The organism is Embleya sp. NPDC001921 (genome assembly GCF_053594475.1).
Genome location: NZ_JBSFEO010000001.1, coordinates 83925 through 105643, shown reverse-complemented (window position 1 = coordinate 105643; position 21719 = coordinate 83925). Strand labels below are relative to the sequence as shown.

18 protein-coding genes and 1 riboswitch are annotated in these 21719 nt (G+C 71.3%); of the genes, 10 read left to right on the top strand and 8 right to left on the bottom strand.

The window, feature by feature from the left end; all coding sequences use genetic code 11:
• Positions 1-279 precede the first annotated feature (279 nt).
• The 5 genes from ACWCPW_RS00430 to ACWCPW_RS00410 form a co-directional block, all read right to left on the bottom strand.
• Complete coding sequence (locus ACWCPW_RS00430; RefSeq protein ID WP_449759352.1) at positions 280-1401, bottom strand: XdhC family protein; 1122 nt, start codon at positions 1399-1401, stop codon at positions 280-282.
• 37 nt (positions 1402-1438) lie between these two features.
• A complete protein-coding gene (locus tag ACWCPW_RS00425) occupies positions 1439-2827 on the bottom strand; it encodes an NCS2 family permease (RefSeq protein ID WP_449759351.1) in 1389 nt (462 codons plus the stop codon).
• A 347-nt stretch (positions 2828-3174) separates the two neighbouring features.
• Positions 3175-5541 (bottom strand): xanthine dehydrogenase subunit D, encoded by a 2367-nt coding sequence (gene pucD, locus ACWCPW_RS00420; protein WP_449759350.1) that lies wholly within the window; start codon positions 5539-5541, stop codon positions 3175-3177.
• 3 nt (positions 5542-5544) lie between these two features.
• Positions 5545-6045, bottom strand: coding sequence for a (2Fe-2S)-binding protein (locus ACWCPW_RS00415; protein ID WP_449759349.1), 501 nt, complete (start codon positions 6043-6045; stop codon positions 5545-5547).
• Positions 6042-6926 carry an FAD binding domain-containing protein gene (locus tag ACWCPW_RS00410; protein WP_449759348.1) on the bottom strand — a complete coding sequence of 295 codons (885 nt, stop codon included), beginning with the start codon at positions 6924-6926 and terminating at the stop codon, positions 6042-6044. Before ACWCPW_RS00410 ends, ACWCPW_RS00415 begins: the two co-directional genes overlap by 4 nt.
• Before the next feature lie 270 nt (positions 6927-7196).
• Between ACWCPW_RS00410 and ACWCPW_RS00405 the strand changes: the two genes are divergently transcribed.
• Positions 7197-8816 carry a PucR family transcriptional regulator gene (locus tag ACWCPW_RS00405; RefSeq protein WP_449759347.1) on the top strand — a complete coding sequence of 540 codons (1620 nt, stop codon included), beginning with the start codon at positions 7197-7199 and terminating at the stop codon, positions 8814-8816.
• A 133-nt stretch (positions 8817-8949) separates the two neighbouring features.
• Here the strand turns inward: ACWCPW_RS00405 and ACWCPW_RS00400 are convergent, their stop codons facing one another.
• Entirely contained in the window at positions 8950-9735 is a 786-nt protein-coding gene (locus ACWCPW_RS00400) for an SDR family NAD(P)-dependent oxidoreductase (protein ID WP_449759346.1), read from the bottom strand.
• A 157-nt stretch (positions 9736-9892) separates the two neighbouring features.
• Between ACWCPW_RS00400 and ACWCPW_RS00395 the strand changes: the two genes are divergently transcribed.
• From ACWCPW_RS00395 to ACWCPW_RS00380, 4 genes are all read left to right on the top strand, one after another.
• Positions 9893-11137, top strand: coding sequence for a Tm-1-like ATP-binding domain-containing protein (locus ACWCPW_RS00395; protein ID WP_449759345.1), 1245 nt, complete (start codon positions 9893-9895; stop codon positions 11135-11137).
• A gap of 1 nt (position 11138) precedes the next feature.
• Complete coding sequence (locus ACWCPW_RS00390; protein ID WP_449759344.1) at positions 11139-11963, top strand: phosphoenolpyruvate hydrolase family protein; 825 nt, start codon at positions 11139-11141, stop codon at positions 11961-11963.
• Positions 11964-12104: 141 nt separating this feature from the next.
• Positions 12105-12440 carry an EthD family reductase gene (locus tag ACWCPW_RS00385; RefSeq protein ID WP_449759343.1) on the top strand — a complete coding sequence of 112 codons (336 nt, stop codon included), beginning with the start codon at positions 12105-12107 and terminating at the stop codon, positions 12438-12440.
• Positions 12441-12661: 221 nt separating this feature from the next.
• Positions 12662-12826: riboswitch (cyclic di-AMP (ydaO/yuaA leader) on the top strand.
• A complete protein-coding gene (locus ACWCPW_RS00380; RefSeq protein ID WP_449759342.1) occupies positions 12827-13570 on the top strand; it encodes a transglycosylase family protein in 744 nt (247 codons plus the stop codon). It abuts the riboswitch before it with no gap.
• Positions 13571-13691: 121 nt separating this feature from the next.
• On the opposite strand, the gene ACWCPW_RS00375 is transcribed toward ACWCPW_RS00380, so the two are convergent.
• Positions 13692-15047 (bottom strand): nucleobase:cation symporter-2 family protein, encoded by a 1356-nt coding sequence (locus tag ACWCPW_RS00375; protein WP_449759580.1) that lies wholly within the window; start codon positions 15045-15047, stop codon positions 13692-13694.
• Positions 15048-15592: 545 nt separating this feature from the next.
• Here ACWCPW_RS00375 and ACWCPW_RS00370 point away from each other — a divergent pair.
• Genes ACWCPW_RS00370 through ACWCPW_RS00360 form a run of 3 tightly spaced genes read left to right on the top strand, consistent with a single transcriptional unit; the run spans position 15593 to position 18822 of the window.
• Positions 15593-16981 carry a DUF6421 family protein gene (locus tag ACWCPW_RS00370; RefSeq protein ID WP_449759341.1) on the top strand — a complete coding sequence of 463 codons (1389 nt, stop codon included), beginning with the start codon at positions 15593-15595 and terminating at the stop codon, positions 16979-16981.
• A 51-nt stretch (positions 16982-17032) separates the two neighbouring features.
• Positions 17033-17773: an SDR family NAD(P)-dependent oxidoreductase gene (locus ACWCPW_RS00365; RefSeq protein WP_449759340.1), complete on the top strand. Its 741-nt coding sequence runs from the start codon at positions 17033-17035 to the stop codon at positions 17771-17773.
• Complete coding sequence (locus ACWCPW_RS00360; RefSeq protein ID WP_449759339.1) at positions 17755-18822, top strand: threonine aldolase family protein; 1068 nt, start codon at positions 17755-17757, stop codon at positions 18820-18822. Before ACWCPW_RS00365 ends, ACWCPW_RS00360 begins: the two co-directional genes overlap by 19 nt.
• 73 nt (positions 18823-18895) lie before the next feature.
• On the opposite strand, the gene ACWCPW_RS00355 is transcribed toward ACWCPW_RS00360, so the two are convergent.
• Positions 18896-19078 (bottom strand): hypothetical protein, encoded by a 183-nt coding sequence (locus tag ACWCPW_RS00355; RefSeq protein ID WP_449759338.1) that lies wholly within the window; start codon positions 19076-19078, stop codon positions 18896-18898.
• Positions 19079-19212: 134 nt separating this feature from the next.
• On the opposite strand from ACWCPW_RS00355, the gene ACWCPW_RS00350 reads away from it, so the two are divergent.
• Both ACWCPW_RS00350 and ACWCPW_RS00345 read left to right on the top strand, forming a co-directional pair.
• On the top strand, positions 19213-20559 hold the full coding sequence (locus tag ACWCPW_RS00350; RefSeq protein WP_449759337.1) for a carotenoid oxygenase family protein: 1347 nt from the start codon (positions 19213-19215) through the stop codon (positions 20557-20559).
• Positions 20560-20699: 140 nt separating this feature from the next.
• Positions 20700-21449, top strand: coding sequence for a hypothetical protein (locus ACWCPW_RS00345; RefSeq protein WP_449759336.1), 750 nt, complete (start codon positions 20700-20702; stop codon positions 21447-21449).
• The last annotated feature ends 270 nt before the right edge of the window (positions 21450-21719 follow it).

The window sequence follows — 21719 nt, the reverse complement described above, 5'->3', positions numbered from 1 at the left end:
AGCGCGGGCCGGGCTGAGAAGTGGCCTCAAACGCCGGCCGGGCTGGAAGGTGGCCTCAAACGCCGGCCGGGCTGGAAGGTGGCCTCAAACGCCGGCCGGGCTGGGGGGCCTGGTTGGGCTGAAGTGGCCTCCAGCGTTGGCCGGGCTGGGGTGCTTGGTGGGGCTGAAGGGTGGCCTCAAGCGCCGATCGGGCTGTTGAGGTGCCTGGTTGGGCTGGAAGTTGGCCCGAATGGCGGGTGGGGTGGTGGTCTTGAGGGGCGGTTGGGGGCGGGGTGGGGATCAGGCGGCTTTGGGGTGGATGGGGCCTGTGGCTTTGCGTAGGGGGAGGCCGGTGGCGGCGTGGTGGGTGGCTATGACCTCGGCGAAGATCGACAGGGCTGTCTCTTCCGGGGTTCGGGCGCCCAGGTCCAGGCCGATGGGGGAGTGGAGGGCGGCCAACTCGTGGTCGGTGAGCGTGGTTTCGCGAAGGCGGGTGAGGCGGGCCTCGTGGGTGCGGCGGGAGCCCATCGCGCCGACGTAGGCCAGGTCCAGGCGCAGCGCGAGGTCCAGGAGGGGGATGTCGAACTTCGGGTCGTGGGTGAGCACCGTGACCACCGTGCGGCGGTCCAGGGACGGAGCGATCGAGGCCAGGTGGCGGTGCGGCCAGTCGACGACGACCTCGTCCGCCTCCGGGAAGCGCCGTCGCGTCGCGAACACCTCGCGGGCGTCGCACACCGTCACGTGGTAGCCGAGCAGCTTGCCCATCCGGGCCACCGCCGCCGCGAAGTCGATCGCGCCGTAGACCAGGAGACGGGGCGGCGGGGTGCGGCTCTCGACGAAGACGGTGATGTCCTCGGGAGCCGCCTCCGGGCACGGACGGCCGTCCGGACGCAGCGTCAGCGAGCCGGTGCGGCCCGCGTTCAGCATGGCCCGGGCCGTGTCGATCACCGACGCGTCCAGCGCGGGATCGGCGCCGTACGTACCGATCACCTCCGTGTCGGCGATCACCGTGATCACCGCGCCGAGCAGCTCGGCCGGCCCGGCCACGACCTGGGCCGCGGCGACCGGGACGTCCCGCTCCGCCGCGGCCAACGCCGCCTCCACGGCGGCGTCGCCGCCGGGTCGAACGAACACGTCCAGCACCCCGCCGCAGGTGAGCCCCACGGCGAAGGCGTCCTCGTCGCTGTAGCCGAAGCGCTGGAGCACCGGGGTCCCGCTCTCCAGCGCCTCGCGGCACAGCTCGTACACCGCACCCTCCACACACCCGCCCGAGACGCTGCCGACGACCGTGCCGTCGGCGGCCACCGCGAGCGCCGCACCCGGGGGGCGGGGCGCGCTCCCGCTGACGCCGACCACGGTGGCCAGGGCGTATGGCGTTCCCGCACGTCGCCATGCCGCGATTTCGGTCCCGAGGTCGAGCATCGACGTCTCCTGGGGTGTGGGTGGCGCGGTCGGCACGTCAGCTGACGCCCAACCACTCCTTGATCGGATGCAGGGCGAAGAACACGAGGAACGCCAGGGTGAGGACCCACATCAGCGGGCCGATGTCGCGGAACTTGCCCTGGGCGGCCTTGATCAGGGTGTAGACGATCACGCCGGCGCCGACGCCCGCGGTGATCGAGTACGTGAACGGCATCAGCACGATGGTCAGGAACGCCGGGATCGCCGCCGCCTTGTCGTCCCAGTCGATGTGCTTGACCTGGGTGATCATCATCGAGCCGATCACCACGAGGGCCGCGGCCGCGACCTGGTCCGGGACCACGCCGGCGATCGGCGTGAAGAACAACATCAGGCCGAAGATGCTGCCGGTGACCACGCTGGACAGACCCGTGCGCGCGCCGTCGCCGACGCCGGTGGCCGACTCGATGAACACCGTCTGACCGGACGAGCTGGTCACACCACCGATGACGCCCCCCGCGCCATCGATGGCCAGGGCCTTGGACAGGCCGGGCATCCGACCCTTGTCGTCCACGAGCTTGGCCTCGTTGCCGATCCCGATGATGGTCGCCATCGCGTCGAAGAAGCCCGCGAACACCAGGGTGAACACCAGGACGGAGGCGGTGATCCCGCCGGCCTCGGCGAAGCCGCCGAACACGCTCACGTCACCGAACAGCCCGAAGTCGGGCGCGTCGACCACCTTGTCCGGCAGGTTCGGGACGCCACCGCCCCAGGTCTTGTCGGATATGTCGACGACCGCGTTGACCACCATCGCCAGCAGCGTGCCGAACACCAGGCCGATCAGGATCGCGCCGCGGATGTTGCGGGCCATCAGCAGGAAGATGCTGATCACCGTGACCGCGAAGATCAGCACCGGCCAGCCGGCCAGCTCACCGGCCGGGCCGAGGGTGACCGGCGGTCCGCCCGGCGCGGCGTTCTCGGTCACCACGCCGGCCTTGTTCAGGCCGATCATCGCGATGAACAGCCCGATGCCGATGGTGATCGCGTGCTTGAGCGCCATCGGGATGGCGTTCATGATCCGCTCGCGCAGACCCGAGACGACCATCAACATGATGATCAGGCCGTAGATGACGCACAGGCCCATCGCCTGCGGCCAGGTCATCTCGGCGGCCACCTGGTTGCCCACCACGCCGGCCACCGACAGGCCCGCGGCGAGCGCGAGCGGCACGTTGCCGATCAGGCCCATCGCGACTGTGGTGATGAAGGCCGCCAGCGCGGTCATCGTGGTGATCTGCGCGGGGTCGAGTTGATGCCCCTTGACGTCCTTGCCGCCGAGCAGGATCGGGTTGAGCAGCAGGATGTACGCCATCGCCATGAACGTGGTGAGGCCGCCGCGCAGTTCGCGGCCCACCGAGCTGCCGCGCGCGCTGATCCTGAAGTACTTGTCCAAGGCGCCCGAGCCGGCCGAGCCGGGCGGGGGCGACGGGTCTCCGGTGAGGGTCGCCCCGGATCCGTGAGGCGGATGCGGGGGATTTTCGCCGGGTTCCGTCGGAACCGAGGTCTGAGCCACTTCCCACTCCCAAGTGTCTTAGGTGTTGTTGGGGTGGAGCCGGTCGCCGCGTCGGGGCTGCCCGAATGCTTCGGGCAGGCGAGTGCGACGACTTTCCTGCGTGGGGGCGCGTCCGTTCGACGACACGGCGATCGGCCGTGCGGAGTCGGGCCGGTCCGGCCCCGGGGGAGGCGTCTGCGCCGCCGCCGGGACCGTACTACGGTCTTGAAACCAGAACTGACGGTGTCTCAGGTCCCGGTGAGATGTTCCGGCCGAACCGGTACCCGGTTCAGCGCGAGGCCGGTCGCCGCGCGGATCGCCGCGACGATTGCCGGAGTCGAGGAGAGGGTGGGTGCCTCGCCGGCCCCGCGCAGCCCGTACGGCGCGTTGGGGTCGGCCAGTTCGAGCACGTCCACCGGCATCGGCGGGGTGTCGAGAATGGTGGGGATCAGATAGTCCGTGAACGAGGGGTTCCGGACCTTGCCGTCCCTGACGATGATCTCCTCCATCACCGCCAGGCCCAATCCCTGGGTGCTGCCGCCGTGGATCTGGCCGACCACGGCGAGCGGGTTGATCGCCTTGCCGACGTCCTGCGCCGCGGCCAGCTCGATCACCTTGACCAGACCCAGTTCCACGTCCACGTCCACCACCGCGCGGTGCGCGCAGAAGGTGTACTGGACGTGCCCGAAGCCCTGCCCGGTGACCTTGTCGAACGCCTCGGTCGGGCGGTGGTGGAACTCGGTGGTCTCGTCCACCGGCTCGTCGCCGAGCAGTTCGACCAGGTCGGCGACGACCTCGCCGGCGGCGTTGACCACCTTGCCGCCGGACAGCCGCAGGCCCGCGGTGGACGCGGGCGCCCAGCCGTACCGAGCCCGACCGCGGGCGAGCACCGCGGCGCGCACCGTTTCGGCGGCCAGCTTGACCGCGCCACCGGTCATGTACGTCTGCCGGGACGCGGACGTCGAACCCGCCGAGCCCACCCGGGTGTCCGCCGGCGCGATGGTCACCTGGTCCACGCCCAACTCGGTACGCACGATCTGCGCGTGCACGGTGACCCCGCCCTGGCCGACCTCGGCCATCGCGGTGTGCACCAGCGCGACCGGCGCGCCGTTGATCACCTCCAGCCGGACCCGGGCCGTCGAGTAGTCGTCGAAACCCTCGGAGAAGCCGACGTTCTTGATGCCGACCGCGTAGCCGACCCCGCGCACCACGCCCTCGCCGTGGGTGGTGTTGGACAGCCCGCCGGGCAGCTCGCGCACGTCCGGGCCGTCGGCCGTACGCCAGTTCTCCACCTTCGGCAGCGGCATCTCCTTGACCCGCCGGAGCAGCTCGGCGACCGGCGCCGGAGCGTCCACGGCCTGCCCGGTGGGCAGCACCGAGCCCTGCTCCATCGCGTTCATCCGACGCAACTCGACCGGATCCAGGCCCAGTTCCTCGGCCAGCCGGTCCATCTGCGTCTCGTAGCCGAAGCACATCTGCACCGCGCCGAAACCGCGCATCGCGCCACACGGCGGGTTGTTGGTGTACACCGCCATCGAGTCGACCACCGCGTTGGGGATCACGTACGGCCCGATGCCCAGCGAGGCCGCGTTGCCGACCACGGCGGGCGAGGCGGACGCGTAGGCGCCGCCGTCCAGGACGATCTCGGCCTTGACGAAGACCAGCCTGCCGTCCCGGGTGGCGCCGTGCTCGAACACCATCGTCGCGGGATGGCGGTGCACGTGGCCGAAGAAGGACTCCTCGCGGTTGTACACGATCTTGACCGGCTTGCCGGTGTGCTGCGCGAGCAGGCACGCGTGCACCTGCATCGAGATGTCCTCGCGCCCGCCGAACGCGCCGCCGACGCCGGCCAGGGTGAGCCGGACCTTCTCCGGCGGCAGGCCCAGCACCGGGCACATCTGCTGCTGGTCCACGTGCAGCCACTGGGTGGCGATGTACAGGTCGATGCCACCGTCCTCGGCGGGCACCGCGAGACCGGACTCCGGACCCAGGAACGCCTGGTCCTGCATGCCGACCTCGTACTCGCCGCGCACGATCACGTCCGCGAGCGCGCGCACCCGCGCCGAATCGCCGTCGCCGTGGTGGATGTGCTGGCTGTGCACGATGTTGCCGAAGGCGTGCGCCTTGTAGTCGGCCGGTGCGTGAACATAGCCGAACCGTTCCGGATCCAGCGCCTCGATGGGGCCGATCGAGGGCAGCACGTCGTACTCGACCACGATCTTGGCGACCGCGCGGCGCGCGGTCTCGGGGTGGTCGGCCGCGACGATCACGATCGGCTCGCCGTGGAAGCGCACCTCGTCGATCGCCAGCACGGGCTGGTCCTGGATCTCCAGGCCGTAGTACTTGGCGCCGGGGATGTCCTCGTGCGTGAGCACCGCGTACACACCCGGCTGGGCGAGTGCGCCGGACACGTCCACCGACAGGATCCGGGCCCGGGCGTGCGGACTGCGCAGGGCCATGCCCCACAACATGTCCTCGTGCCACAGGTCCGAGGAGTAGGCGAAGTCGCCCTTGACCTTGAGGATGCCGTCCGGGCGCAGCGGCGAGGCGCCGATGCCGTCCCGGCCGGGCGCGGTCACGTCCTGGAGGTTCTTCGGCTTGGTCACACCGGCCATGGCTCAGTCCTCCGGTACGGCCGAGGCCGTTTCGCGGGCGTCGGCCTTGCGGGCGGCGGCGAGGCGGACCGCGTCCATGATCTTCTCGTAGCCCGTACAGCGGCACAGGTTGCCCGAGAGCGCCTCGCGGATCTCCGCGTCGGAGGGGTGGTGCGCCCGGTTCAGCAGGTCGTGCGTCTGCACCAGCAGCCCCGGCGTACAGAACCCGCACTGCACGGCGCCCGCGTCCACGAACGCCTGCTGGACCGGGTCCAGGGTGTCGCCGTCGGCCAGGCCCTCGACCGTGCCCACCTCGCGGTCCTGCACCTGACCGGCCGCGACCAGACACGCACAGACCGGGTCGCCGTCGAGGTAGACCGTGCAGGAGCCGCACTCGCCCTGTTCGCAGGCGTTCTTCGAACCGGGCAGGCCGACCCGTTCGCGCAGCACGTACAGCAGGCTCTCGCCCTCCCATACGTCGTCCGCCTCGGTCGGGCGGCCGTTCACGGTGAATGTGACCTTCATGCGGCGGCCCTCCCGGTGGTGCGGTGGTCGTTCCAGGTCCAGATCAGGGTGCGCCGGGCCATCACGGCCAGCGCGTGTCGCCGATAGGCGGCGGAACCGCGCACGTCGTCGATCGGCGCCGCGGCCTGTGCGACCAGTTCGCCGAAGCGCTTGGCGGTGGCCACGGGCAGCTCGGCGCCGGAGGTCCACAGACCGGTGTCCTCGAGCTCGGCGCGGATGAACGCCTCGGCCTCGGTCGCCCGCCGCGGGGTGGGTGCGGCCGAGCCGATCCCGGTGCGCACGTCGCGGGCTCGCGGGTGCAGCGCGACCGCGAACGAGCAGACCGCGATCACCATCGCGTTGCGGGTGCCGATCTTGGCGAACTGCTGCGGTCCGGTCGCGGACGGGATGTGGATCGCCCGGATCAGCTCGTCCGGCTCCAGCGCGTTGCGCTTGACCCCGAGATAGAAGTCGTCGATCGGGATCAGCCGGGTGCCGCGCACCGAGGCCGCCTCGACGGTCGCCCCCGACGCGAGCAGCGGCGGGTGCGCGTCGCCCGCGGGCGAGGCGCCGCCGAGGTTGCCGCCGACCGAGCCCCGGTTGCGGATCTGTGGTGACCCGACCGTGCGCGCGCCCAGCGACAGGCCCGGAAGCCGGTCGTGCAGCGAGTCGATGATCTTCGCGTACGGCACGGAGGCACCGAGACGCACGGTGTCGTCGTCCTCGATCTGCCAGGTGTGCAGCTCGTGGATACGGTTGAGATCCAAGAGGGCTTGTGGACGATGCCGATCGAAGTTCAGTTCGACCATCACGTCGGTGCCACCGGCGATCGGGACCGCGGACGGGTGCTGCGCCTTGACGGCGAGCGCCTCCTCCCACGTCGCGGGCCGCAGGAATTCCATGACGGGTGTCTCCTTCTGCCTTGCGTATGGCCCTACCGTCCTTGTACCCGTCGCGGGGGCGCTTCGCTTCGGGTTGTGTGGAGCGGAGGGTGCGCACCAGTACACCGAGACGAGGGTCACTGTGAGTACCCACCAAAGACATGACCCAGGCGTGTCAAGCGGGCGTTGTTCCCGTACTTTTCTCCAAGTGTTCGTCCGGACGTCGAACCGGTATGACGGATCCGCCACGTGCGCTCAGGCCACGCAGGCTCGATCGAGAGGGGGCCGTCGATGCGATTGCGCGCGCTTCTCGGCGACGGAATAGCCGGTACCGGCATACCCGGGATCCGGCTGTTGGTGGGGCAGGGGGAGCTGGACCGGGCGGTGCGGGCCGTGATGACCACCGACCTGCACGACCCCAGCCGGTACCTGACGGCCGGCGCGCTGGTGCTGACCGGCATGGGCTGGCGCTCGGTTCCGGAGGACTCGGAGCGCTTCGTCCGGGTGCTGACCAGGGGCGGGGCCACCGCGCTGGCCGCCGGGCAGGCCGAGATCGGCGACATCCCGGCGGATCTGGTGCAGGCCTGCGAGCGGCACCACCTGCCGTTGTTCGCGGTCGAGGAGGAGCTCTCCTTCGCGCATCTGACCGAGTTCGTGATCCGCCGGATCTCCGCCGAACGGGCCGGCGACCTGACCGCGGTGGTCGACCGGCACCGGCGCCTGGTCCAGGCCGCCGCCGGCGGCGCGGGGCTGGACGGGGTGCTCGGGCTGATCGCGGCCGACATCGACATCCACTGCTGGGTGCTCTCGCTGACCGGGCGCCAGGCCGCCGCGGGCGGGCCGGACCTGGCGCCGGGGCTGCGGGTCAAGATGGCCCGCGCGCACTTCGCCGCCCGCGAGCGCAGGGCCAGGGTGCCGTTCCGCTATCGCGTGGACGGGCGCTCGTTCTCGCTGCTTCCGGTGCCCGAGGCGGGCGGCTCGGCCGACCCGGACGCGTGGGGCGACTGGTTCCTCGCGGTCGAGGACGACGTCACCGACTGGCCGGACCGCCACCAGACGCTGCTGGGCGAGCTGGTCCGGCTGGTGTCGGTGGGCCGGGAGCGGGTCGAGGACCAGCGTCGACGCACCCGGCGGTTGTCCGAGGACGTGCTCAACCTGCTCGCGGCCGGAGCCGATCCGGTCGAGGTGGCCGCGCGGCTGCGGGTCGCCGAACCGGACGACTCCGGCGAGACCTGCTGGCAGTTCGCCACCGCCACCATCCCGGACCTGCCCTCGCGCGACGCGCGGCGGCTGGCCCGGGTGCTGCTGGAGGAGGCGCTGGCGGATCAACCGAGCGACGCACTGGTGTCGGCGACCGGGCCGGGGGCGGTGGCGCTGATCCCCGGCGAGCCTCCGCAGGACCAGGAGGGCGGCGAACCCGACCCCACCACGCGGCTGCTGCGCGAGCGGCTGGCCGCGCTGGAGGGGCCCATCGCGAGCGGTATGCGGGTGCACATCGGGGTGAGCGCGCGGGTGGCCCGCGCCGACGGGCTGCGCGGCGCGCTGGAGGAGGCCTGGCACGCGGGCCGGATCGCGGCCACCAGGTCCGGTCGGGTCGAGGTGGTCGGGCATGCCGAACTCGCTTCGCACGTCGCGCTGTTGGCGGCCGTACCGGAGGACGTGCGGCGGGCGTTCCGCGGGCGCCTGCTGGAGCCGCTGCGCGCGTACGACGCGAGCCATCAGGCCGATCTGGTCGGCACGTTGGAGGTGTTCCTGGACTGCGACGGGTCCTGGACGCGGTGCGCGGCGCGGTTGCACGTACATGTGAACACGCTGCGCTATCGGATCGGCCGGATCGAGGAGTTGACCGGGCGTCAGTTGGCCCGGCTGGAGGACAAGGTGGACTTCTTCCTGGCGCTCAAGCTGCGCTGAACGGGTCCGGGACGCGCCGCCGAGTGCCGGCGAAGCGCCGCGGACGGGCGGGCGGCACGCCGCCGACGCGCCCGCGCGGGCCCGTGTCCGGCCGGGGGCGGGCCGGTGACGGGCCGGCGTGCGCCGCGGTGGGTCAGCCGAAGGACACGCCCGACGTGACCGGGGTGACCGTGCCGGTGATCGCCCTGGCTCCGGGCGAGGACAGGAACGCGACCGCCTCCGCGATGTCCTCGGGCAGGGTGATCCGGCGCAGCGCCGACGACTTGGTCATCTCCGCGCGCACCTCGGCCTCGGGCACCTGTCGACGCGCCGCGATGTCGGCGATGTACGCGGCCAGTTTGGCGTTCTCGGTGTAGCCCGCGACCACCACGTTCACCCGTACGCCGTCCGGGCCGACCTCCTTGGCCAGCACGCCGGAAGCGACCTCCATCGCGGCCTTGGTCGCCGCGTACGCGCCCAGGTTCGCCGGCTTCGCGCGCGGCGCCTCCGAGCTGATCTGCACGATCGAGCCGCCGCCGACCGCGCGCATGTACGGCAGCGCGGCACGCGAGACGGCCAGCACGCCGAGCACGTTGATCTCGAACGCCCGCCGGAATTCCGCCGGATCCAGGTCTTCGAGCCGCCCCGACGGGTTGTAGGTGGCGACGTTGACCACCACGTCGACCCGGCCCAACTCCCGGGCCGCGGTGTCCACCAGCGCCCGGCACTCGGCCTGGTCGGCCAGATCGGTGGGTATCGCGAGCACCCGACGGCCGGTCAGCCCGCCGATCTCCTCGGCGAGTCGCGCCAGCGGCTCGGGTCGTCGGGCGGCCAGCGCCAGATCCGCGCCGCCCCGGGCCAGGGCGAGCGCGCAGGCGCGCCCGATGCCGTCGCCGGCTCCCGCGACGATTGCGACCCGTGCGTCCGGTTCCTCCGCCATCGATACCTCCGTGACGTGCCAAAACTTCGGAACTCGCCCCCCGTCCTACCGCACGGTGCTTTCAATCGCCATGATCATCCGGTTGGGTTACTGTGCGCGGCCGTTCGCCGCCGAAGAGTCAACCCGGCAAGCCGTACCGACACCACCGGAGGCACCGATGCCCACCGTCGTACTGATCGGAACGCTCGACACCAAGGGATCCGAATACGCGTGGCTGGCGTACCGGCTGCGGGCCCGGGGGGCCGAGGTGGTCCTGATGAACGTGGGCGTGCTGGGCGAGTCGCTCGCCCAGGCCGACGTGCAGGCCGCGGACGTCGCGGCGGCGGCCGGCACCGATCTGGCCGACCTGCGCACCCGCGCCGACCGGGGCGCGGCCACCACCGCGATGGCCGAGGGCGCCGCGTCGATCCTGCGCGAGCTGTTCGACCAGGGCCGGGTGGACGGTGTGCTCGCGATGGGCGGCTCGGGCGGGTCGGCGATCGCCTCCCACGCGATGCGCGCGCTGCCGGTCGGTGTGCCCAAGCTGCTGGTCTCCACGATGGCCGCGGGCGACGTGTCGCCCTACGTCGGAGCGGTGGACGTCACGATGATGTACAGCGTCGTGGACATCGCCGGGATAAACCGGCTCTCCGAGCGGATCCTGGGCAACGCGGCGGACGCGATCGCGGGCATGGCGGGCGGCTACGCCGAGGATCGCGCGGCGGTCGCGGGGGTGAGCGGCGAGGGCCGTCCGCTGGTCGCCGCGTCGATGTTCGGGGTGACCACGCCGGCCGTGGACGCCGCGCGCGAGCGGCTCACCGAACTGGGCTACGAGGTGCTGGTCTTCCACGCCACCGGCGCCGGTGGCACCTCGATGGAGAACCTGGCCGAGGCGGGCTTCCTGGCCGGGATCCTCGACCTGACCACCACCGAGCTGGCCGACGACCTGGTCGGCGGGGTGCTGAGCGCGGGCCCCGAGCGGCTGACCGCGGCCGGGCGCATGGGGCTGCCGCAGGTGGTCAGCGTGGGTGCGTTGGACATGGTCAACTTCGGCCCGCGCGACACCGTGCCGGAGCGGTTCGAGGAGCGGAAGCTGTACGTGCACAACCCGACCGTGACGCTGATGCGCACCACGCCGGCGGAGAACGCCGAGCTGGGTCGGCGGATCGCCGCGAAGCTGATCGCCGCGACCGGTCCCACCGCCCTCTACCTGCCGCTGCGCGGGGTCTCGGCGATCGACGTCGAGGGCGCGCCCTTCTACGATTCCGTCGCCGACAAGGCGCTGTTCGACGAGTTGCGGTCCGGACTCGCGGGCAGCGCCGTGGAGTTGCACGAGGCGGCGACGGACATCAACGATCCGGCGTTCGCCACGGCGGCGGCGGATCGACTGCACGAGATGATCACGAAGGGACGTGTGGACTGAGATGGACGGACGCGAGGCGCGGGGCCGACTGCACAGGACGGTCGAGCAGGGCGGCGTCGTGATCGGCGCGGGCGCGGGCACGGGACTGTCGGCCAAGTGCGCCGAGGCCGGCGGCGTGGACCTGATCATCATCTACAACTCCGGCCGCTACCGAATGGCCGGCCGCGGCTCGCTCGCCGGGCTGCTGCCGTACGGCGACGCCAACGCGATCGTGGTCGAGATGGCGGGCGAGGTGCTGCCGGTGGTGCGGAGTACCCCGGTGCTGGCCGGGGTGTGCGGCACGGATCCGTTCCGGATCATGCCGCACTTCCTGGACCAGCTCGCCGCGATGGGCTTCGCGGGCGTGCAGAACTTCCCCACGGTCGGCCTGTTCGACGGTGTCTTCCGGCAGAACCTGGAGGAGACCGGCATGGGCTACGACCTGGAGGTGGAGATGATCCGGCTGGCCGCCGAGCGCGGCCTGCTCACCGCGCCCTACGTCTTCGACCCGGAGCAGGCCCGGGCGATGGCCGCGGCCGGCGCGGACGTCCTGGTCCCGCACCTGGGGCTGACCACCAAGGGCAACATCGGCGCGACCACCGCGGTCTCGCTCGACCAGGCGGTGGAGCGGGTGCAGCTGATGCGCGACGCGGCGGCGGAGGTGAACCCGGACGTGCTGGTGCTGTGCCACGGCGGGCCGATCGCCGAGCCCGAGGACGCCGCGTACGTGCTGGCGCACACCACCGGCGTGGTGGGCTTCTTCGGCGCCTCCAGCATGGAACGGCTGCCGACCGAGATCGCCATCACCGAGCAGGCGCGGGCGTTCAAGGGCATCGGAGCCCGGTAGGCGCCGCGCCGTACGAATCCGGGCACCACGTGCCGGACGCGGGGCGGCACCGGCGGGGCGCACGCGGCGTCCCGCGCCGGGCGCCGGGCGCACAGGGCACCACCGGCAGGACACATCCACCACGACCGCGAGGAGTCGCGTGTGTACAAGCTGACCGTGCTGTATGGCCACCCCGAGGACCCGGCGGCGTTCGACGCCTATTACTGGGAGAAGCACGTCCCGCTCGCCCGCACCATGCCGGGACTGACCGGCTGGACCATCGGAAAGTGCGATCCGGACCCCTCCGGCGCGCAGCCGCCCTATTACCTGGTGGTCGGTTTGTACGCGCCGACCCGCGCGGGTATCGAGGCGACCCTGGATTCGCCCGAGGGCCGGGCCACGGTGGCCGACGTCGCCAATTTCGCGACCGGCGGCGCGACGTTCCTGTGGGACGAGGAGCGGGTAGTCGTACCTGTGGAGCTGCCCGCGACGGAATAGCCCGACGGTGACGCACGGGTGACCACGCGGCCGCGCATCGTGGACGCCGGCGCCGTGACCTGCGAGGACGGCGACATATCGGGCAAATCGGTGTTATTCCAGCCTATGGGGCACCTCACAAAGCGCCCGAAATGTTTGCCAACCCGGCGGCGCGGTGCGTAGCTTCGTGGTTGTTCGCACAAGCGGACTCCCCGGGCGGTACGCCGAATCCTGCCGCCGCCCGAGGGAAGCAGTCGATATCGACTGGCGGCAGGAGCGGGGGAACCAAGTGAGTGCCGGCATCGGCAATGTCGATGTCTGGGGTGAAGCCATGCCTGTTTCAGGCGAGGCCGGGCCAATCGTCCGAACCCGACAGCTAACTTCGTAGGCGCCCGACGAGGTAATCAATGACCTTCCGTGCCATCACCGCTCCCGTTCGCTCGCTCTCTCGTGGCCGTCGCGCCGGCATCGCCGTCGCCGCCGGTGCGGGTCTCGTCCTTCCCCTCGTGGGCATGGCGGGCAGCGCGAACGCGGCGTCCTCGTCCACGTGGGACGCGGTCGCGCAGTGCGAGAGCACCGGGAATTGGAGCATCAACACGGGCAACGGCTTCTCCGGCGGTCTGCAGTTCACCCCGAGCACCTGGAACGCCTTCGGCGGCAGCGAGTACGCGGCGAGTGCCGCGCAGGCGAGCAAGGCCCAGCAGATCGCGGTCGCCGAGCGCGTCCTGGCCGCGCAGGGCCCCGGCGCCTGGCCGGTCTGCTCGCAGAAGGCCGGTCTGACCAAGGGCGGCAACGCGTCCGCCACGGCCGAGTCCTCGACCAGCGGCAAGACCAAGTCCGCCGACGAGCCGAAGGCCGCGGCCAAGGCCGAGTCGGCGACCGAGACCGCACCGCGCAACTCCGGCGCCAACGCGCCGAAGGTCCAGGTGCAGCCGAAGCAGGACGTCGCCGCGCAGGACGCGTCGAAGTCGGCCGCGAGCAAGCAGGCTTCGGGCTCCGGCAGCTACACCGTCAAGGCCGGTGACACGCTCTCCTCCGTCGCCGCCAAGCTCGGCGTCAAGGGTGGCTACCAGACCCTGTACACCGCCAACTCGGGTGTCATCGGTGACAACCCGAACGTGATCAGCGTGGGCACCAAGCTCGCCGTCTGACGCACGAACGGCAACACGTGGGCCCCGTCGAGTACTTCGGCGGGGCCCACGCCCATGTCCGGTCGCGGGGGAGCGGAGTGGGCCGGGGTGTCGCGGTGTTGCCGTTCGCGTCCTCGATCGATCAGGCCCGGCTGGGCAGTTCGGTGGGCTCGGCGGACCGCGCGGGGGCGGGGATCGCCGGTTCGTCGGCGGCTTCGCGGGACGCGGATCCGGTGTGGTTGAGCAGCAGGTTGAGGACGACCGCGATGATCGAGCCGGCCGAGATGCCGGACTCGGCGATCATCGCGACCTTGTCCGGGAACGCGTGGTAGAAGTCCGGGAACGCGATCGGGAAGACGCCGAAGGCCATGGCCACCGCCACGATCAGCGCGTTGGGGCCGGCGTCGAGGTCGGCCTTGGCCAGGGTGCGGATGCCGGCCACCGCCACGGTGCCGAACAGCACCACGCCCGCGCCGCCGAGGACCGGCTGCGGGACGAGCGCGACCAGGCCGCCGACGATCGGCATCAGGCCCATCAGGACCAGGAATCCGCCGCACACCGCGACCACGAACCGGCTGCGGATCCGGGTCAGCGCGACCAGGCCGATGTTCTGCGCGAAGGCCGTACACGCGAAGCCGTTGAACACCCCGCCGAGCGCGGTGGCCAGGCCGTCGGCGCGCAGGCCGCCGGCTATCGTCCGGTCGTCGGCGGGTTTGTCCACCACCTCGCCCAGCGCGATGATGTCGGCCGTCGACTCGGTCATGCAGACGATCATCACCACGAGCATGGACACGGTCACCGACACGTCGAACTGCGGCGCGCCGAACGCGAACGGCTGCGGGACCTCGAAGACGGCCAGGTCGCGCAGGGCGCCGCCGTCCACCTTGTCGAACGGGATGGCCAGCAGGGTGCCGAAGAGCAGGCCGAGCAGGATCGCGATGCGCTGCAGGAAGCCGGTCAGCACCCGGTGCAGGACCAGGATCGCGACCAGCGTGGCGGCGGCCAGCCCGAGGTTGGTCGTCGAGCCGTAGTCGGCCGCCTTGCTGTCGCCGCCCTGCGACCAGTTCCCGGCGACCGGCAGCAGGGATACCCCGATCAGGGTGATCACCGTGCCGCTGACCACCGGCGGGAAGAAGCGGATCAGTCGACAGAAGACCGGCGCGAGCAGGAAGCAGAACACGCCCGAGACGATCGTCGCGCCGAAGATCACCGGCAGTGTCGCGTCCTGCTTGGCCGCGGCCACCGCCAGAATCGGCGAGACCACCGCGAAGGTGACGCCGTTGACGAACGGCAGTCGGGAGCCGATCCGCCAGAAGCCGAGCGTCTGCAGCAGCGTGGCGAGCCCGGCGATCAGCAGGCTCGCCCCCAGCAGCGTGGTCAGCTCGGAGGTGGACAGGCCCAGCGCGCCGCCGATGATCAGCGGTGGCGCGGCGACCCCGGCGTACATCGTGGCCACGTGCTGCAGGGCGCCGGCCAGCATGCGCCCCGGCGGCAGCATCTCGTCCACGGGGTGCACGGGCGACGGCCCGGCCCCCGGCGACGCTCCGGCCCCCGGCGACGCTCCGGTCCCCGGCGACGCCCCGGCGGCGTCGCCCGGCGATCCCGCCGCGCCCGCGGTCTTCCTGGTGGTTCTCCAGCCCATGATCGGCGCCTCCACATCGGGTGCCGTCGTAGGACGGCCCGGCCCATTGGACGTACTGGATCGCAGGATCGGGCAGTGGGAGTGGATGCGGATCCGGGGCGTTCCCCTGCCGAATATTTCGCTATGCGGAATCAATATTCCGTTGATCAGAACGAGACTGTAGGGACGGGCCGGATCGGCGGTCAATAGGCACAGGCGTCGACGGTTCGGGCAGGCCACATCTTGTGGCTTCCTCCAAGCGCGGCGTCGATCCTCGGAAGGTGACTCGGTAGCATTCTCAACTTATTCGGGCAAAACGTACCAGGGACGATAAGATTGCGTTTGGAACGCCCTTGCGGCGTTAAATTCTTTTGACATAGGTTCTTCAGACCGTGGTTCCTGCTTTCTCCTGAGAGGGTTCCATGTCGAACATGACCCGCGTAGCCGTCCGTACCGCCGTAGATCACCCGCTGTGGCCCGTGCTCAAGGAAGCCGTCGCCGACCTGCGTCCGTTGCAGGCCAAGGACGGTTCGATCGAGCCGTCCGAGCACGCGTCCGCCCGGGCGCTGGTCGCCGACATCACGTCGGCGGTCACCGGGCTCGCACCGCTGTTCCCGCACGACGAGGCGTACCTGGAAGCGGTCGTCGCCGACTTCGCCCGCTGGGCGGCGGACGGCTTCGGCCGTCCCGACTTCCTGGACTCGCTCGTCGCGTTCCGCCCGGAGCAGGCTCGGCACGACGGCCTGGAGCACCTCGTGGTGTTCCCGATGACCACCCAGAACGGCAATCCCAACCGCAACGTCGAGGCCGTGCTGCTGCGGGTGGTGTGGCCGCAATGGCTGGCATCGCTGGAGGCCGAGCGCTACGACAACGCGATGTTCGTGCCGGTGGCCTTCGTCGACTTCACCGCCGGCTACGACACCGACTCGGCGGTGCTCTTCCCGGAGACGGTGGCCGTGCGCGAGGTGCCCAGGTTCACCTGGGGCGGCATCTTCTGCGATCGCGAGGCGGCCCGCTTCCGTCGGGTCGCGGTCGCCGCCGCGCACAGCCTCGATCTCGAACTTCCGCCGGACGCGGCCGAGTTGGTGGAGAGCCAGCAGCTCGCGCAGGACGCCTTCGTGTTGTGGGACCTGATCCACGACCGCACCCACATGCGCGGCCACATGCCGTTCGACCCGTTCATGATCAAGCAGCGGATGCCGTTCTGGATGTACGCGCTGGAGGAACTGCGCTGCGACCTGACCGCGTTCCGCGAGGCGGTCGCGCTGGCCGGCGAGGGCGTGTCGACCGCGCGTTCGGTGCAGTACGCGGTGATCTTCGACCGGCTGTTCCGCTTCCCGGTCACCGGGGGTCGGGTGCGCAACTACGACGGCCTGGGTGGGCAACTGCTGTTCGCCTACCTGCACCGCGCGGGTGTGCTCGACTGGGCGGACAACCGGCTGACGGTGGACTGGGACCGGATCACCGGCGCGGTGCTCGGGTTGTACGAAGAGGTGGACCAGCTCTACCGCGAGGGCGTGGACCGGCCGAAGGTCGGCCACTGGCTGGCCGGTTACGCGCTGGTCGCCAAGTACGTGTCGCCGCACCCCGGTTCGGTGTGGGCCAAGGGCACCGCCGCGCTGCCGATGGACGGGCCGCCGAAGGCGCTCGTGGACGCGGTGCTGCCCGACGAGTTCCCGCTGAGCATGTTCTACGAGGCGCTGAACCGGCGGCTGCGCGACGTGATCGCCTCCACCCGCGGGATCACCGCGGACAGCCCGGTGGAACGCCTGGCGGAGGACGAGGACGAGGACGCGGCCGAGGCGTCGTGAACGCAGCGGCGGGCATCGGTGCCGAGCGGTTCGGCGGCACCGGGGCGAACAATGGACGGTGAACGGCAGGGTGAACGAGGAGTGGGCGTGACGAAAGGTCTCGACGGCGCGGTGATCGCGGTCGCCGGCGCGGGTGGGCCGACCGGGCGGGCCGTGCTCGCGCGGCTGGCCGGTGCCGGGGCGCACGTGTACGGCGCGGACGCGGACGCCGGGCGATTGCACGAGAGTGTGCGGGCCGCGCCCGGCACGCACGGCGCGGTGGTGGATCTGCTCGACCCGGTCGCCACGCGCCGGTGGGCGGACGACGTCGAGCGCGAGCACGGGAGGGTGGACGGCCTCGTGCACCTGGTCGGGGGGTGGCGCGGCGGCAAGCGGTTCGCCGACAACTCGCTCGACGACTGGACGCTGCTGCACGACTTGCTCGTGCGTACCGTGCAGCACACCAGCCTGGCCTTCCACGAAGCACTCGCGCGCAGCCCGCGCGGGCGGTTCGTGCTGGTCTCCGCCGCGGCGGCCGGGCAGCCCACCCAGGGCAACGCGGGCTACGCCGCGGCCAAGGCGGCCGCGGAGACCTGGACGCTCGCGCTGGCCGACGCGTTCGCCGAGTCCGACGCGGCGGCCACCATCCTGGTGGTCAAGGCGCTCGTGAACGACGCGATGCGGCAGGCTCGACCCAACGCCAAGTTCGCCGGATTCACCGACGTGGCCGATCTCGCCGTCGAGATCGCCGGCCTGTGGAGCACCCCGGCAATCGATCTGAACGGGAAACGACTGTGCCTGAACGTCCCCTGACCCCGCGTCACGACCCGAACACGCGCGGCTTCGCCAGCGACAACTACGCGGGCATACACCCCGAGGTGCTCGCCGCGATCGGCATTGCCAACGGGGGTCACCAGGTCTCGTACGGCGAGGATGTGTACACCGAGCACCTCACCGAGGTCTTTCGCGCGCACTTCGGCGAACGGGCCCAGGTGTTCCCCGTGTTCAACGGCACCGGCGCCAACGTGGTCGGTCTCCAGGCGATGACCGACCGCTGGGAGTCGGTGATCTGCGCCGCGTCCGCGCACATCAACGTGGACGAGTGCGGTGCGCCGGAGAAGGTGGCCGGTCTCAAGCTGCTCACCGTGGACACCCCGGACGGCAAGCTCACCCCCGAACTCGTGGACACCCACGCGTGGGGCTGGGGCGACCAGCACCGCGCGCAGCCGCGGGTGGTCTCCTTCGCGGAGAGCACCGAACTGGGCACGGTCTACACGCCGGACGAGATCGCCGCGCTGGTCGCGCACGCGCACGAGCACGGCATGCTCGCGCACCTGGACGGCTCGCGGCTGGCCAACGCCGCCGCCGCGCTGGACGTGCCGCTGCGCGCGCTGAGCACGGACGTCGGCGTGGACGTGCTGTCCTTCGGCGGCACCAAGAGCGGCCTGATGTTCGGCGAGGCCGTGGTCGTGCTCAACCCCGACGCGGCGCGCGGCGTCGGTTATCTGCGCAAGGCCGCGATGCAACTCGGATCGAAGATGCGGTTCATGTCGGTGCAGTTCGAGGCGCTGCTCGCGGGCGACCTGTGGCTGCGCAACGCACGGCACTCGAACGCGATGGCGGCCCTGCTCGCCGAGCGGGTCGCCGGCCTCGACGGCGTGACGCTGACCCGCACGCCGCAGGCGAACGCGGTGTTCGCGGTGCTGCCCGCGGATGTCACCGAGCGGATGCAGAAGCGGTTCCGGTTCTACACGTGGGACGAGTCGATCGGTGAGGTGCGCTGGATGACGGCGTTCGACACCACCGAGGGCGACGTCGACGCGTTCGCGACCGCGCTCGCCGAGGAGTTGGGCGCGCGGTAGGCGATCCGCGCGAGGGAACGGCGGGCCGGGGCTCTCGAGCCGCGGCCCGCTTCCTCATGCCCGGATCCGCCGATCAGGCCGGGCCGAAGCCGTCCGCGAGAGTGTCCAGGGTGCCGGCGGGCTGCGTCGCGGCGGGATGACCCATGCCCTCGAACCGGCCGGTCACCTCGGGGCCGGCGAGCGCGCCGAGGGGCCGGCGGGTGGGCCGGCGGTCACGCGTACTTCCTTGGATCGAGCATGCGATCGATCTTAACAAGCGTGACTACCCGTAACTTTGGAGACTGACCGTAATAGGCTGTGGCCGCCGCCGCGAGGCATTCGGGCGCGGTGTGGATGGTCCATCGTTGTCGTTTTCAGTCGTCCCGAGTCGTTCGACGGGGAGAACCGATCATGAGCATCCGAAAGCCCTACCTCAGCGGTCACTTCGCACCCGTGGTCGACGAGATCACCGGGTACGACCTCGCGGTGCGGGGCACGCTGCCGCCGGAGCTGAACGGTCGGTACATCCGCAACGGGCACAACCCCAGGCCCGGCGACGTGCCCGGCCACTGGTTTCGCGGCAGCGGCATGCTGCACGGGATACGACTGCGCGAGGGTCGCGCCGAGTGGTACCGCAACCGCTGGGTGCGCACTCCCATGCCGGACGGCGCGCCGCTCGTGCGCGAGGACGGCGCCGAGCACCCGACCGCGAGCATCGCCGGCACCCACATCATCGAGCACGGCGGCCGGTTGCTCGCGCTCCAGGAGGGCAACCTCCCGTTCGAGGTCACCCGCGAGTTGCGCACGGTCGGCCCGTACGACTTCGCCGGTCGGCTGACCACCGGGATGACCGCGCACCCGAAGCGGGACCCGGTCACCGGCGAGCTGCACTTCTTCGGCCACTCGCCGTTCCCGCCGTACCTGACCTACTACGTCGCGTCGGCACCGGGGCGGATCACCCGGGCCGAGGTGATCCCCGGTGCGGGGCCCTCGTTCATGCACGACTTCGGCCTGACGGAGCATCACGTCGTCTGGCTGGACCTGCCGGTGGTGTTCAACCCGGCCGAGCGCTCCGGCATCCCGTACCGCTGGAGCGACTCGTACGCGCCGCGGATCGGGGTGATGCCGCGCACCGGGCCGGCCGCGGTGACCTGGTTCGACGTGCGGGCCGGCGCGCTGTTGCACGTGGAGAACGCGTACCAGGACGCGCGCGGGCGGATCGTGCTGGAAGGGCCGCGGTTCGACCGGTCCTCGTGGGAGAGCAGTTGGAAGTGGTGGGTGGGCGCGCCCGGACACCCGGATACGCCGCTGATCGGCGCGGTCCGGCACCGGTGGATCCTGGACCCGGTCTCGGGGGTGTCCGGCGAGGAGGAACTCGACGAACTGGTCACCGACTTCCCGACCATCGACGGCCGCAGGCTGGGCCGCCCGCATCGCTTCGGCTACGCGATCGCCTTTCCCGGCGGCGGACTGCACGAGCACGCGATCGTCAAGTACGACGGGGCCACCGGGGAGCGGCGGATCGCCGGGCAGGGGCCCGGCCGGATGCCCGGCGAGGCGGTGTTCGTACCCGCCCGGGGCGGCACCGCCGAGGACGACGGGTACCTGCTCACGATGGTCGGCGATCTGTCCGGGCGTGCGGCGGAATTGCTGGTGCTGGACGCGAGGGACATCACCGCGGCACCGCTCGCGGTCGTGCCGCTCCCGCGCCGCGTCCCGGCCGGCATGCACGGTTCGTGGTTCCCCGATCACACCTGACGCCCGGCCCGCGCCGCGAGACGCCGGGCGCGGGTGCGCGTGTGCCGCGACGGACCGGCGGGCTTGATCGGCGTGCCCTACAGTCCGAGCAGGTCGTTCGCATGGACGGCCGGATCACCGGGTGGGGGAGTGGAGTTCGGGTGAGCGCGGCCAAAGGTTTGGGAGCTTTGCTGCTGGTCGGGACGACGGTGTTGGGCATCGTCCTGTACTTCGTCAACGACACGTCGTTGGCCGATCTGTTGTCGTTGGGCGCCGGAGCGCTGTGCCTGTTCTGGCTGATCGCGGTGCTGACCGTGCCCTGGAACCTGTACTTCCGGGCCCGGCAGTTGATCCGGGAGATCGCGATCAGTCGGGAGAAGGGCCTCGCGGTCCCCGAGGCGCGCGACCCGGAGGCGCGCCGGATCGCCCGCCGGTTGTTGTGGGGAGCGATCGGCGCGCACGTGGTCTCGGCCGCGGTGATCGCGGTGGTCACGTGGGCCTCGGGTGGCGTGGTGGGCTACTGGTTCGCCGGGTTCTACCTGCTCAGCACGCTGTTCCGACCCAGCCAGGCATACCTGGAGCACCTCGGGCAGCGGCTGCGGAGCATGTTGCGCGAGGTGACCCACCCGCGTGAGGACGTGCTCGCGCTGATCGACCGGGTGGCCACTCTGGAGAGCAAAGTCGAGAGCCTGGACGAGCGCACCAGGGAACTGAGCGAGACGGTCGCGCAGTTGCGGACCGCCACCGAGCAGGACGCCGAGCGGGCGACCGAGCGGCATCACGCGACCGACCGCAAGATCGACGCCCTGGGCCGCCGATTCGAGGACACCGTCAGCCGCTTGACGGACAACCAGGAAGTGATCTCCGGCATCAAGGCGTTCCTGCGCCTGCTGCGCACCGAACAGAGCTGATCGCCTCGTTCGTCCCGCGCGGTATCGGTCGGCGGCGGGCGGCCGGGGCGTGTCCCCGGTCGCCCGGCAAGGGACGGCTGATCCGTCCCGGGTCGACGCGGTGCGCACCTGTCCCGGGTCGACGCGGTGCGCATACGTCCGCGGTGCGACGGCGTGTCCGGGGCGGCGAGGGGTTCTTCGGCTCGGATCGGCCTGCGGGCCGTCACGCGGATCCCGGATCCCGGTCCGGGCGCCGATTATTCCCGGTGCCGCCCGTCGCCACCTGCGAGG